Source organism: Streptomyces sp. iso_384 (genome assembly GCF_056172905.1).
The window spans coordinates 3,622,493-3,635,821 of sequence record NZ_JBWBTT010000001.1 but is presented as its reverse complement, the minus strand read 5'-3'; the positions used below and the strand labels follow the sequence as shown (position 1 = coordinate 3,635,821).

The 13,329-nt window shown below is 71.6% G+C and carries 11 protein-coding genes; 3 read left to right on the top strand and 8 right to left on the bottom strand.

The window, feature by feature from the left end; genetic code table 11:
- Positions 1 to 6: 6 nt before the first annotated feature.
- Entirely contained in the window at positions 7 to 576 is a 570-nt protein-coding gene (locus AC0VY3_RS16220) for a PadR family transcriptional regulator (protein WP_103510378.1), read from the bottom strand.
- A 154-nt stretch (positions 577 to 730) separates the two neighbouring features.
- Between AC0VY3_RS16220 and AC0VY3_RS16215 the strand changes: the two genes are divergently transcribed.
- Positions 731 to 1,156, top strand: coding sequence for a nuclear transport factor 2 family protein (locus AC0VY3_RS16215; protein ID WP_103510379.1), 426 nt, complete (start codon positions 731 to 733; stop codon positions 1,154 to 1,156).
- Between the two features lie 10 nt (positions 1,157 to 1,166).
- On the opposite strand, the gene AC0VY3_RS16210 is transcribed toward AC0VY3_RS16215, so the two are convergent.
- Complete coding sequence (locus tag AC0VY3_RS16210) at positions 1,167 to 2,039, bottom strand: substrate-binding domain-containing protein (RefSeq protein ID WP_475549866.1); 873 nt, start codon at positions 2,037 to 2,039, stop codon at positions 1,167 to 1,169.
- A gap of 225 nt (positions 2,040 to 2,264) precedes the next feature.
- On the opposite strand from AC0VY3_RS16210, the gene AC0VY3_RS16205 reads away from it, so the two are divergent.
- Complete coding sequence (locus AC0VY3_RS16205) at positions 2,265 to 3,113, top strand: M12 family metallo-peptidase (RefSeq protein WP_475549865.1); 849 nt, start codon at positions 2,265 to 2,267, stop codon at positions 3,111 to 3,113.
- A gap of 45 nt (positions 3,114 to 3,158) precedes the next feature.
- Here AC0VY3_RS16205 and AC0VY3_RS16200 read toward each other — a convergent pair whose 3' ends face one another.
- Positions 3,159 to 3,749 carry a TetR-like C-terminal domain-containing protein gene (locus tag AC0VY3_RS16200; RefSeq protein WP_103510382.1) on the bottom strand — a complete coding sequence of 197 codons (591 nt, stop codon included), beginning with the start codon at positions 3,747 to 3,749 and terminating at the stop codon, positions 3,159 to 3,161.
- A gap of 106 nt (positions 3,750 to 3,855) precedes the next feature.
- Here AC0VY3_RS16200 and AC0VY3_RS16195 point away from each other — a divergent pair, with 106 nt between their 5' ends.
- A complete protein-coding gene (locus AC0VY3_RS16195; RefSeq protein ID WP_103510383.1) occupies positions 3,856 to 4,866 on the top strand; it encodes a zinc-binding dehydrogenase in 1,011 nt (336 codons plus the stop codon).
- On the opposite strand, the gene AC0VY3_RS16190 is transcribed toward AC0VY3_RS16195, so the two are convergent.
- From AC0VY3_RS16190 to AC0VY3_RS16170, 5 genes are all read right to left on the bottom strand, one after another.
- Positions 4,844 to 5,875 (bottom strand): YihY/virulence factor BrkB family protein, encoded by a 1,032-nt coding sequence (locus tag AC0VY3_RS16190; protein ID WP_258047249.1) that lies wholly within the window; start codon positions 5,873 to 5,875, stop codon positions 4,844 to 4,846. The genes AC0VY3_RS16195 and AC0VY3_RS16190 overlap by 23 nt on opposite strands.
- 147 nt (positions 5,876 to 6,022) lie before the next feature.
- Positions 6,023 to 6,340, bottom strand: a complete 318-nt coding sequence (locus tag AC0VY3_RS16185) for a cupin domain-containing protein (RefSeq protein ID WP_030082419.1) — start codon at positions 6,338 to 6,340, stop codon at positions 6,023 to 6,025.
- Positions 6,341 to 6,386: 46 nt separating this feature from the next.
- Complete coding sequence (locus AC0VY3_RS16180; RefSeq protein ID WP_103510384.1) at positions 6,387 to 7,394, bottom strand: LacI family DNA-binding transcriptional regulator; 1,008 nt, start codon at positions 7,392 to 7,394, stop codon at positions 6,387 to 6,389.
- A gap of 135 nt (positions 7,395 to 7,529) precedes the next feature.
- Positions 7,530 to 11,819, bottom strand: a complete 4,290-nt coding sequence (locus AC0VY3_RS16175) for a discoidin domain-containing protein (RefSeq protein ID WP_475549864.1) — start codon at positions 11,817 to 11,819, stop codon at positions 7,530 to 7,532.
- A gap of 250 nt (positions 11,820 to 12,069) precedes the next feature.
- Entirely contained in the window at positions 12,070 to 13,260 is a 1,191-nt protein-coding gene (locus AC0VY3_RS16170) for a S8 family peptidase (RefSeq protein ID WP_103510386.1), read from the bottom strand.
- Between the last annotated feature and the right edge of the window lie 69 nt (positions 13,261 to 13,329).

The following is a 13,329-nucleotide window of genomic DNA, read 5'->3' as shown; positions in this document are numbered from 1 at the left end:
TGGCGGTCAGGAGTCGGCGGGAACCTCCCGCCGCGCCCGGAGGACCCGCATCACATCCCGGCACCAGTCACGGTTGGCGCGTTCGAAGTCCCGCCCCCGGCGGCAGGTGAGATACGGGCCGACGCGTGCACCGCGGAGCAGGAACTCCGCCTCGTCCAGGCCGCCGCGCATCCTGCGCAACTGCTCCTCGAACAGCGCGGCCTTGGCCTCGGCGAACGCGTAGCGCTCGGTGAGCCGCTCGATCAGCACGTCGGCGTCGAGATGGTCGGCCGCCTGCACCTGGACCAGCAGATCCTCCCGCAGGAACGCGGGCTTGGCGGCGGCGGACGCGAAGCTCTCCAGTTCGGCCAGCCCCTCACCGGTGACGCGGAAAAGCCGCTTGTTGGGACGCGCCTCCTGGACGACCTCGCGCCCCGCGACCAGGTCCTCCTTCTCCAGCCTGGCCAGCTCCGCGTAGACCTGCTGCGGCAGCGCGTGCCAGAAGTTCGCGACGCCCGCCGCGAACGCCTTCGTGACCTGATAGCCGCTCAGCTCCTCGTCGAGCAGCGCCGCCAGCACCGCGTGGCGCAACGCCATCGGACCGCCTCCCTCTCCACCGTGTCCGGGCGATCCCCGCCCACGTCCACCCCTGTCCGGAACACCGAACCTCATGATAGTCATGAAAGTGACTAGTCAGTTTCATGACTATGGAACGCGCCCCGGCAAGGGCGCGCCTCATCGAGGAGGATCTATGACCACCGCAGTGGACCGTTTCCGTGCCGCCGTGGACAACCGCGACCTCGGCGCTCTGGACGATCTGTTCACCGAGGACATCCGGCTCTACAGCCCGGTGAAGTTCACCCCGTTCGAGGGCCTGCCGGAGGTGCTGGGACTGTTCGGCGTCCTGCTGCGCACCTTCGAGGACTTCCGTTACGTCGGCGAGTTCGCGGGCGCCTCGCAGACGAGCGCCGACGGGTCCGAGGCCCCGTCGGCGGTCCTGCTCTTCCGGGCGACGGTCGGCGGCAAGGAGATCCACGGCATCGACCTCCTGCACCTGGCCGAGGACGGACGCATCAAGGAGTTCACCGTGATGGTCCGTCCGGCCTCCGCCGTCCAGGCGCTGGGCGAGGCGGTGCTCGCCGGACTGGTCGCCGACGGCCTCGTCCCGGCCCCGTAGAACCGGGGACTCAGCTCGCCCGCGCCGCCTCCAGGGCGTCCGCGACCAGGACCAGGAACCGGGCGTGGTCGCGGGGCCCGTAGAGGGGCTCGGGGTTCCACGGAACGACGGGCGTCGGCACCCCCTCGCTCCCCCGCAGCTCCTCCAGCGGGGCGGCGTGGGCGCGGATGTCGGTCAGGATCACCTCGGGACGCAGCGCGAAGGTGTCGGAGCGGCTCAGCGTGGACCAGTTGGCCCCAGGGCCATCGGCCGGCTCCACGACCTGGACGCCCAGTTCGGCGAGCACGCGCAGCTCGGGCCACATCCTGGGGCGTGCGACATGCGCCTGGTCCGGGCCGGCCGGGGAGAGCGCGAGCACCCGGGGCGCGTCGCCGGACGTGGCGGCGACGACGGAGCGCAGCCGCTCCCGGGCGGCGGCCGGCTCCCGGTCCGCGCCCGGCCGTTGCGTCGCGCCCAGCGAGCGGGCCAGCGCGGCGAACCGGTCGCCGATCTCACGGAACGTACGGGCCTGGCTGACGTCGAGGACGACCACCGGCACCCGCTCCTCCAGCGGCTTGGCCGCCTCGGGGGCCAGCCCGTAGACATGACCGCCGCCGTAGCTGACGGCCACCACGAGCTCCGGTCCGGTGCTCAGCAGCCGCTCGACGTCGAGAGCGGCCCCCGCACCGACGTACTCGACCTCGTCCAGCGGCAGGGTCCCGGCCTTCGCCGTGTCGGGGTCCGGTCCGTCGTGGTCGGAGCCGAATATGCCCACCGGCCGGATCCCGAGGTCCCACAGGGTGGCCCCGGCCTGAACATAGGCCAGCACCCGCACCGGCGGCCGGGGTGCCGTCGACTGCTGCCCCCGGTCGTCGGAGAACCGCCATTCGCCCTGTTCCGTCACGTCACGCACGCCCCTCTGCCGCCGACTGCCGTTCCATTCCTGCGAGTTCGTACACGTGTACCTGCCCACCTCTTCGCCCCCACACCCCTCTGGCCAGGGAACGAACGGCCGTCGACCGGTTTCCGCCACGACGGGCGGCCCACGTCACCGAATGTTAGAAATGAGGCACCCTCAGTCATCGGGCAGCGCCCTGGGCCGGCCCCCTCCGGACGGAGTCAACTCCCCATGCGCGCGACCTTCTTGAAGGCAGCACTGGCCGTCGGCGTCGGCGCGTCGCTCTGTGCGGCCTCGGCGGACACGCCGGCCATGGCCGGGGTCACGGCACGTGCGGCGGCAGGAGCGGCCAGGGCGGCGCAGTGTCCGGTGGTCGATGTGCTGGCCCTCTACACACCGAAGGCCGCGAAGCGGATCGGCGGCGAGCACCGGGTGCCCGCCTCGGCCCAGCGGATCGCGACGCGGATGAACCGGTCCCTGGCGGCGGGCGGGCTCTGCGGCATCATCCGGGTCGTCCGCCCGTACACGGCGACCGACTACGAGGGCTCGGAGGAGTTCCGTACCGCGCACGCCACCCTCAAGGACCACACGGCGGGGTTCGGACGCCAGGTGCACGAACAGCGCGCGCGGTACGGCGCGGACCTGGTCACGCTCGTCGTGGACCGGCCGCAGCGAGGCGGCGGCACGGCGGACTACACACCGGCGCTCGACGCCTCGACGGACGAGTTCGCCTACGCGGTCGTCGACGTCGACGGGATCGATCTGGATTCGGCGAGCCACGAGATCGGCCACAATCTGGGCCTCGCCCACGACCGTACGACGCTGGCGGGCAAGGCGGACGGCTCGATGAGCGTGAGCCGGAACCGCCCGTACAACACCGGCTGGATCACCGAGGACGGCAAGCGCTACACGATCATGGCGTACCGCTCCGCTTGCGGGGACCACTGCCGGCGGATCAGCCGGTTCTCCAGTGCGACGCAGACCTGGAGGGGCAACCGGCTGGGAGACGCGGACAACGACGGTGTACGGGCGCTGCGCGAGACGATGCCGATCGTCGCCGGATACCGCGACAAGGGCTGACCCGGCCGCAGCGCTTCACCCGGTGGCGCGTCACCCGTCGGCCTGTCACCCGTTACGGGGGCGCGCGCCGTCCAGCGTCAGGTCCACGATCCGGCGCGCGAGCCCCTGGTCCAGTGGCGCCCCGGTCAGCAGGACCCGCGCGAACAGCGGCCCGGCCAGGGTCTCCGCCACCAGCCGGGGGTCGGTGTCCGGGGCCAGCTCGCCGCGCTCGACCCCGCGCCGCACGATGTCCTCGCCGCGCTCCAGCCGGGCGTCCCAGTACGGCAGGCGCTCCGACTCGACGGGCCCCGCGTCGGGCGACGCGCCGAGGTGGAGCAGGGCCGCGCCCTGCGGCGAGGCGAGATAGTCCGAGACCGCCGACATCAGCTGGGTCAGGTCCTGGCGCACGTCCCCCGTGTCGGGCGCGGGCAGCGCGTCGTCGGCGTGCGAGCCGAGGGCGTCGAGCAGCAGGTTCTCACGGGTCCTCCACCGCCGGTACACGGAGGTCTCGTGCACCCCCGCCGCCCGGGCGACCGCCGCGACCGTGGTGCCGGTGAGCCCTTCCGACGTGAGCAGGTCGACGGTCGCCGCCAGTACGGCCTGTCGCATGCGTTCGCCCCGGCGGCGCAGCGGCGCGGGGCTCTTCTCGGTGGTCACCCGTGAACCGTATCGCAGGTCTACTTGCTTTACGGGCAGGCCGGGCTTACGTTTCAAAGCAAGGCGACTTGCGATAGGCCGCCGATCCGAACCGTAAGGACCCGTCATGGAACGCATGCGCGCCGCGCGTCTCCACCTCCCCAGCCGCACCCTCACCGTGGAGGAGGTGGACAGGCCGGCGCCCGGCCCCGGCGAGGTGCTGGTGAAGGTCGGGGCCGCGGGGGTGTGTCTCTCCGATGTGCATCTCATCGACGGCACCCTGAGCCCGATGTATCCGGAGGGGGACGCGGTCACCCTGGGCCATGAGGTGGCCGGGACCGTGGCGGAGACCGGGCCCGGTGTCGAGGGCTGGACCGTCGGCGACCGCGTGGTCCTCCAGGCCGGTGAGGAGCGCCGGGGCCGGACGTACACCCGGGGCGTCGACTACGACGGCGGCTGGGCCGAGTACGCCCTCGCCACCGCGTCCACGCTCGTCGCCCTGCCCGACTCGCTGCCCTTCGAGCAGGCGGCGATCATCCCGGACGCGGTCTCGACGCCGTGGGCGGCGGTGACCGCCACCGGTGACGTACGGGCGGCGGAGGCCGTGGGCGTCTGGGGGGTGGGCGGTCTCGGCGCGCACGCCGTGCAGCTGCTGCGGGCGGTGGGCGCGCATCCGGTCGTCGCGGTGGACCCCGCCCCGGCGGCCCGGCGGCGGGCCCTGGAGTTCGGGGCCGATCTGGCGCTGGACCCGGCCGATCCGCAGTTCCGCGAGAAGGTGCTCGGGGCGACGGGCGGCGCGGGCCTGGCGGCGGCGTTCGACTTCGCCGGGGTGCCTCCGGTCCGCGAGCAGGCGCTGACCGCGCTGGCACCGAAGGGGCGGCTGGTGCTGGTGGGGCTGACCGACCAGCCGCTGACCGTGCCCGACGGCACGCTGTTCAGCTACCTCCAGCACCGGGTCCTGGGCCACTACGGCTCGGAGGGCCACCATGTGCCGCAGCTCGTCCGGCTCGCCGAGGGCGGTCGGCTGGACTTCTCCCGGTCGATCACCGATGTGCTGCCGCTGGAGGACGTGGCGGCGGCGGTGCGGCGGGTGGAGACCAAGGAGGGCGACCCGGTCAGGATCGTTCTGCGGCCGTGACGGACCCGTCCGAGCCGGCCTTGACGGACCCGTCCGAGCCGGCCGCGACCGGCGGCCCCTCCGAAGCGTCCGGGACCACCGTGGCGGGCTCGTCCGCGGTGGCGCCGGGTTCCTCTTCCGGCTCCGCCTCTCGCCGCTCCAGCTCGACGTTGAACTGGGCGCCGGCCAGCAGCGAGAGGTTGGCGAACCAGACCCAGATGAGGAAGACGACGAGCCCGGCGAGCGATCCGTACAGCCTGCTGTAGCTGCCGATCCGGGTCGCGTACAGCGCGAATCCCGCCGAGGAGGCCAGCCACAGGAAGGCGGCCAGGACCCCGCCGGGCAGGCCCCTGCGGGTGCCGCGCGCGGGGCGCGGGCCGGTGCGGAAGAGCACCAGGATCAGACAGGCGACGAGGCAGAGCAGCACCGGCCACTTCAGGACCGCCCACAGGGTCTCGCCCCCGTGCGGCAGGCCGATGCGGCGGCCGAGCCACCGGGCCAGCGGGCCGGTCAGGACCAGCGCGAGGGCGCTGGTCATCAGCAGGACGAGCAGACCGATCGCCGAGACGACGATGATGTGGGCCTTGCGCAGCGCCGGGCGGGTGTCCCGCACCTGGTGCATCGCGTGCATCGCCCGCCGGAACACCGCCAGATAGCTGCACGCGGACCACACGGCGCTCACGCTGCCGGTCGCCACGAGCACCCAGACGGCGGTGCGCTGCTCGGTCGCCGCCTCCAGCGGACGGCGCAGCGCCTCGCCGGACTCGGCCGGGGCGAAGGCGGTGATGTCGGCGATCAGGGCGCTGGTCGCGTCCGGGTTGGCCAGGCCGATCACGGACACGGTGACCAGGAGCGCCGGGAGCAGGGCGAGGATGGCGTAGTACGTCAGGGCCGCGGCCCAGTCGGTGACGTCGTCGTTCCACAGCGAGACCGGGGTGCGGCGCAGGGCGGTGGGCCAGCGGCGGGACGGTGCGGCGCGTCCGGCGGTGGGGACGGCGCCTTCCACGGCGGACGCGGTCTGGGTGGGCAAGCTGGCACTCCGGGGACGTGGGCGGACGCTGTGGGCGGCGTGGCCGGTCCGTTCCCGGACCCGCCGACTCCGCTCGATCCTCTCCTGCCACGTCGCGGCCGAAGCACACCACCTCCCCCGCCGGGGAGCCTCCCGCGCTCCGGAGGGTCAGTCGTTGACGGCCGTGAGCAGGACCACGGCGTCCTGGAGTGCCAGCAGCCCGTGCCGTTCCTGCGGGATCGGGTGCAGGGTTCCGGCGGGCAGTTCGGCGTCGCCGGACGCTGCGGTGAGGCGGACGCTGCCGCGCAGCACGAGGAGCGAGGCGGCGGGCGGCGCGTTGTGCTCGTCGAGCGCCGTGCCCTCGGTGAGAGCGATCACCGTCTGCCGCAAGGGGGGCTGCTGGAGCAGCAGGTGGGCACTGCGGCCGTGCGCCGAGGCGCGGGCCGCGGTCAGGTGTTCCTCGGCGAGTGCGTTGAGGTCGTCCATGTGCCCACTGTGCCGCAGCCTTGGCGGTGCCGCGATCCGCGTCGTTTCAGCGGGGCGCCTTCGCGGTGGAGCCCCGGACCACCAGCTCCGGCTCGAAGAGCAGCTCGTCGGGCGGGACCGAGCCGCCCTGGATGCCCGCGCAGAGCAGTTCGACGGCGGCCCGGCCCATGGCCTCGATGGGCTGGCGGATCGTGGTGAGCGGGGGTTCGGTGCAGTTCATGAACGCCGAGTCGTCGTAGCCGACGACCGAGATGTCGGACGGCACCCCGAGGCCGCGCCTGCGGGCCGCCCGTACGGCGCCGAGCGCCAGGGGGTCGCTGGCGCAGATGATGCCGGTGACGCCCCGCTCCAGCAGCCGGGAAGCCGCCGCCTGGCCGCCCTCCAGGGAGAACATCGAACGCTCGACATGCGCCTCGGCCAGCTCCCCGCCGGTGGCCGAGGCGACGGACCGGGCCGCGGCGAGCTTGCGGCGGGAGGGCACATGGTCGGAGGGGCCCATGACCACGCCGATGCGCTCGTGGCCGAGGGAGGCGAGGTGGCGCCAGGCACGTTCGATCGCGACCGCGTCGTCGCAGGAGACACAGGGGAAGTCCAGTCCTTCTATGGGGGCGTTGATCAGGACGACGGGGATGCGGCGCTCGGCGAGCCGGTGGTAGTGCTCATGGGCCTCGTCGGCCTGGGCGAACAGACCGCCGGCGAAGACCACCCCGGAGACCTGCTGCTGGAGCAGGAGGTCCACGTAGTCCGCTTCGGAGACGCCGCCCTTGGTCTGGGTGCACAGCACGGGGGTGAGGCCCTGCTGGGCGAGGGCGCCGCCGATCACCTCGGCGAAGGCGGGGAAGATCGGGTTCTGCAGTTCGGGCAGGACGAGACCGACGAGCCGGGCGCGCTCGCCCCGCAGCTGGGTGGGCCGCTCGTAGCCGAGGACGTCCAGGGCCGTCAGCACGGACTGCCGGGTGGTCCGCGACACCCCGGGCTTGCCGTTGAGCACCCGGCTCACCGTGGCCTCGCTGACCCCAACCTTCTTGGCAACCTGAGCAAGTCGTCGCGTCATGCCGCAAGGTTAGCGCAAGAAGCGCAAAGATTTGACTTATCGACGCAAGGATTGCACGCATAAGGGGCACTTCCCAGCCATCGGGAAGCACCCCCTTGCGATCACTCGTTCGCGGTCACGTGGACACCCTCCGGACTACGGGTTGATATTGATCGTGAAGCCGGGTGTGGTGTTCTTGATGTCCTGCGCGTTGTCGCTGAGCTTAAGACCGTTGAAGGTGACCTCGCCGACGGCGGGCCCCTGCCCGGCCTCCGGCATCTCGTTGGCCCACAGCCCGAAGCCGGACTTGGCGTCGAAGGCGTCACCGCTCTTGCGGGCCCCGGAGATCGAGACGTCGGTGAGCACGGTGTCCTTGATCGGGAACTGCGGCTGTCCGCCGACGTAGTTCGTCTGGAACATGATCCCGCTGTAGGTGGGATCGACGATGTCGACGTTGTTGATGCGAATGCCCTGGAACACCTTGGACGCCGAGAACAGCCAGATGCCGGGGAAGGTCTGCGTGCCCCAGAAATGACCGCCCGCGCGCACGATCGAGATGTTCTCCAGCGTCGTCGGTTCGGTCCCGAAGCCGTTCATCGGGTAGCCGAAGTCCAGCGAGCTGACGGTGATCCCGGAGTACACCAGGGTGTCGGCGATATGGATGTTGCGGAAGGTGTTGTCGTAGCCGCCGTAGACGGCGACACCGGCCGCGCGCCAGGTGAGGATCGAGGTCAGGTTCTCGTAGACGTTGTTCTTCATGTCCGCTCCCCCGGCGTCGATCGCCGAGAAGAGCGCGAAGCTGTCGTCACCGGTGGCCCGCGCCTCGTTGTTGGTCACGAGGTTGTCGGTGGACCCGTTGGTCATGTTGACGCCGTCGGCGAACATGTTGCGGATCCGGGAGTTCTTGATGGTGATGTCGTCGGTGTTGGCGCCCCAGTAGAGGCACACCATGTGCTCGTTCCAGATGTTGTCGATCACGATGTCCGACACATTGGAGAAGTCGAACACCTTGCCCGGCCCGTCGATCCGGGACGTGTAGTTGCCGAAGTACGCGAAGTTCGCGAACGACGACCCCTTGGCACTGGCCTCGGCCCGGAAGCCGATGTCAGTGTTGTCCTGGGTGGCCGGGGCGTTGAAGCGGGTGTACCAGGGCCCGGCGCCGACCACCTGGACGGCCTTGCCGTACACCTGGAACTTGCTCGCCGTGCTGTACTCCCCCGCCGGGAGGTAGACGCCCACCAGCGTGCCGGTGGTGTCCATGCGGACCTTGTCCAGGGCGTTCTGCACGTCCTGGTGGGTGAAGCCGGCCGGCACGGTGTACGTGGCGGGGTCCGGGTTGGCGACCGGTGCGACCTGCTCCAGGTTGACGAAGTCGATCGCGTACGTGGAGGTGTTGGCGCTGTCCTTCTGGAGACGGATCGTGGACCCGGCCGGGACGGTCCTGCCCAGCATCACGTTCGCCTCGTCATAGATGTGACGGGGCGCCCCGGATCCCGGGGAGTTGCCGGGAGCGGTCTCGTTCCCGTACAGCCAGGCGTACTTGGAGGTGAGGTCGATCGCCTTGAGGAAGACGCCGCCCACATAGACGTTCAGCGTGGAGTCGATGCCGTCGCCACCCGGGGCGTCGGGGATGGAGAACCGGGTGACCAGGGTGTTGGTCGAGGCCCTGGTGGTGAACTCCACATAGTTTCCGGTGTTGTTGAGCGTGACGGCCTTGCGGCCCGAGGCCTCGCCCGCGATGTCGCCCACGGTCCGGTTCGGGCCGACGACCTGGGCGCCGCCGCCGGTCGTGCCGTCCTCCGCCTCGTACATGTCGTACGGCATGTTGGCGCCGCGTCCGACGAAGAGCGCCTGGGTGGAGGTGTTGTTCTCGCGCTTGACCGGCAGTTCGTTGGCGTCGTCCGCGATCACGGTCCGTACGGTGTACGAGCCGTTGGCCGCGGTCCAGGTGCCCAGCGATACCGGCGCGGTGGTGGCGCCCGCCGCGATGGCCCCGTTGTGGGCGCCGGTGAGGGTCTTCACCGTGGCGCCCTCGCTGTCGACGAGGGTCAGTGCGATGCCGTGGCTGCCGCCCGCCGAGGCCACCGTGCCCTGGTTCTTGAGCGCGACGGAGAAGGTGACCGTGTCGCCCTCGGAGGCGGCCGAGGGTGAGGTGGTGACCGCGGCGGCGACCAGGTCGGAGCTGGAGACCGGCTTCACGACCAGTGGGGAGGCGCTGGTGTAGGTGTTGTTGGTCTCGTTCTGCTCGATGACCTCGTCCGCCGGGTCGGCGACCGCGCTCAGTTCGTAACTGCCCGCGTTCCGGTCCCCGATGGAGGCGCTGACCTCGGTGGACGCGCCCGACGCGAGTGCTCCGACGGCGGCCGTGGCGACCTTGGTGGAGCCGAGGCGGAGCTCGACCTCGCTCGCCGGGGCGGCGAGCGCTCCGGCGTTGCGGACGGTCGCGGTCAGGGTGATCTCGTCCGTCTCGACCGGTGCGGCGGGTTCGGCGGTGATGCCGGTGACCTGGAGGTCCGGGTTGGCCGCCGGAGCGCCCAGCACCTGGAACTCCGCCACCTGGCCGGCCCCGGAGCCGCTGTTGGCGGTGAACTTCACCTGGACGTCGGCGACGCGGGCGGCGGCCGGGATGGTCACCGTGTTGCCGGAGGCGGGGCTGAAGTCGTAGTCCTTCGCGGCGGAAAGGGAGGTGAAGGACGAGGAGTTCTGTTCGCGGCCGAGGACCTCGATGCGCTGGGTGCGCGGACCCCAGCTGCTGTCGGGGTTGAGCTTGACGACGATGTTCTCGGTGTCGGCGTTGGAGCCGAGCTTCACGGTGAGGGTGTTCGGGTAACTGCCGCCCGCGCCCTCCCAGTAGGTGGTGGTGCTGTTGTCGTTGGCGTTCTCCGCGACGAAGGTGTGGACCACGGAGGAGGCGCTGATCGGCTTGTTCACGGCGAGGTTGGACACGGAGCCGCTCTGCCCGTTGCGGGTGACGGTGTTGCTGTCGCCGGAGACGTTGCCCGCCGCGTCCTTGGCCCGCACGACGTAGCTGACCGTGGTGGACGCCGACTGGGTGTCGGTGTACGTCAGCACATCGCCCGCGACGCTGCCGCGCAGGACGTTGTCGGCGTAGACGTCGTAGCCGGTCACGCCCTTGTTGTCGGTGGACGCCTGCCAGGTCAGCTTGACCGAGCCGCTCGACGGTGCGGTGAACGCCAGCGCGGAGGGGGCCGTGGGGGCTTGGGTGTCGCCGGTGTCGCCGCCGCGGGTGACGGTGTTGCTGTCGCCCGACACGTTGCCCGCCGCGTCCTTGGCGCGGACGAAGTAGCTGACGTCCTGCCCGGCCGGGCGGGTGTCGGTGTACGTGGTGACGTCGCCCGCGACGCTGGTGAGGAGGGTGCCGTCGGCGTAGACGTCGTAGCCGGTGACGGCCTTGTCGTCCGTCGAGGCCTTCCAGGTCAGCCGGATCTGCCCGGTGGCGGGCTCGGTGAAGGCGAGGTTCGTCGGCGCGGTCGGGGCCTCGGTGTCGCCGGTGGTCGGCCCGTAGATCTCCAGTTCGGCCAACTGGGCGGCTTCCGCACCGGTGTTGGCGGTGATCAGAACACGTACATAGCGTGTCGTCGTGGCGTCGAAGGTGATCGTCGCCGACTGTCCGCCCGCCGCGTCGAAGCGGCGGTCCTTGGACGCGGTGAGGTCGGTGAAGTCCGTGCCGTTGGCGCTGCCCTGGAGCTTCAGGGTCTGGCTGCGGGCCGCCCAGCCGTCGGGCAGCCGCAGGACCACCCGGTCCACGCCGAGCGACGCGCCCAGGTCTGCCTGGATCCACTGCGGGAACTGGCCGGCGCGGCTCGCCCAGTAGCTGTCGCGGTTGCCGTCGTTGGCGTTGGCCGGGGTCTGCGCGCCGTTGCCGCTACTGGCGGTCAGGGTCTTGCCGGCGGCGAGGTCGGCCGAGGAATCACCGGCGCCCCGGACCTCCAGTTCGGAGAGCTGGGCTGCCGACCAGCCCGTGTTGGCGGTGATGTTGACGCGGACGAACCGGGTCAGGGTCGCCGGGAACGCGATGGTGACCTCGTTCGCGGCGCCCGGGGCGAAGGTGTACGTCGCGGAGTTCTTCAGGGTCGCGAAGCTGGTGCCGTCCGCGCTGCCCTGGAGGGACAGCGTCTGGGTGCGGGTCTCCCAGCCCGCCGGAAGGGTCAGCTTCACCTCGTCGACGCGGGAGCCCGCGCCCAGGTCGGCCTGGACCCACTGGGGCAGTCCGCCCCCGGCGCTCTCCCAGTACGTCGACCGGTTGCCGTCGGTGATGTTGGACGCGCCGTACTCCGCGTGGGCGCTGCTCGCGGCCGCGGCCCGGCCCGCGGCGAGGTTGGGACCGTCGGCCGCCGAGGCGGTGAGCGACGGCCAGCCGATCATCAGAAGACTGGTCGTGACCAAGGCGGATATCGCCCGCCATCTCCAGCGTTGGGCTCTCATGGCTCCCCGATCTTCGGCCTCGGCGCAGGGCGCGCCGAGGGCGCGGCTCTGTGACCGCAGCCAGGGAACATGGATTTCTGCGTATGCTGCGGCCTGTTTTGCGTTGTGCCGTCAGAGAGTTGCAGAGAAATGAGAGACCGTCCACCGTTTCGGCAACAGCCGAACGGCCGGGCCGGGGAGCGGATTCCGCCGCGCGGTCACCGCTCCCCGGCCCCGCTGCGGGGATCCGGGCGGACCTCCCGACGGATCGTCAGAGGCCGCCGGTGTACAGCAGCCGGTCGGGCGAGCCCTGGCCGAGGCCGGAGAGCGCGTCGGGGGTGGCCGTGTCCGTCAGCCACCGGGCGACGGCGGCGGGCGAGGCCGAGGGGTTCTCCTGCTTGTAGAGCGCGGCGATGCCCGCGACGTGCGGGCTGGCCATCGAGGTGCCGTTCAGCGAGACGGTGCCGCCGCCCAGGCGGGCGGAGACGATGTCGGCGCCGGGGGCGTACAGCTCAAGGCAGGAGCCCCAGTTGCTGAAGGAGGTCTCCCGGTCCTGCCGGTCGCTCGCGCCGACCGTGACCACGCCGTCCGCGGCCGCCGGGGACACGTCGCAGGCGTCCCGGTCGTCGTTGCCGGCGGCCACGACGGGCAGCACGCCCGCGTCGGCGACGGACTCGACCGCCGCGTCGACCGCGGAGGAACGGGCGCCGCCGAGCGAGGCGTTCAGCACGGCCGGGGTCGCGCTGCGGGCGGCGTCCTTGGCGACCCAGTCGAATCCGGCGAGGATGCCGGCCCAGGTGCCCCGGCCCTCGCAGTTCAGGACACGTACGTTGACCAGCGAGGCGTCCTGGGCCACGCCGGAGGCCGCGCCGCCGACCGTGCCCGCGACGTGCGTGCCGTGGCCGTTGCAGTCCATGCCGCCGCGGCCGTCCCCGACGGCGTCGAACCCGTTCACGACCCGGCCGCCGAATTCGCTGTGCGCGGCGTCGATCCCGGTGTCGACGACGTACGCCTTGACGCCCTTGCCGGTGGCCGTGGTGGTGAAGGTGTCGTCCAGCGGCAGGGCGCGCTGGTCGATGCGGTCGGTGCCCCAGCCGGCCGCGGGGGCCCGGAAGAGGCCTCCCGCCCTGGGCGCCTCCACGGCCACCACGGCGTTCTCCTCGACGGCGAGGACGCCGGGGACGGTCCGTACCGCTTCGAGCTCGGTCGCGGTGAGCGTGGCGGCGAAGCCGTGCAGGACGTTTCCGTACGTGAACAACGGGCTGAGCCCGAACTCCCGCAGGACGGTCTCCGGCGAGAGTTCGGGCTCCAGGGTGACGATGTACTGCCCGGGTACGGCCCGGGTGGACTGCTCCACCAGGACCCCTTCCGGTCCGGTGTCGGCCGAGGCCGGAGTCGGTGCGGCGATCAGCGGAGCGACCAGCAGCAGAGCGGCCGTGGCCCAGCGGGCGGGCAGGCGCATGCATTCTCCTCGGGGTGGGGATCCGTTCACGGAGCGAGTGCGTCCGCGAAGTGCGAACACCCGTTCCTT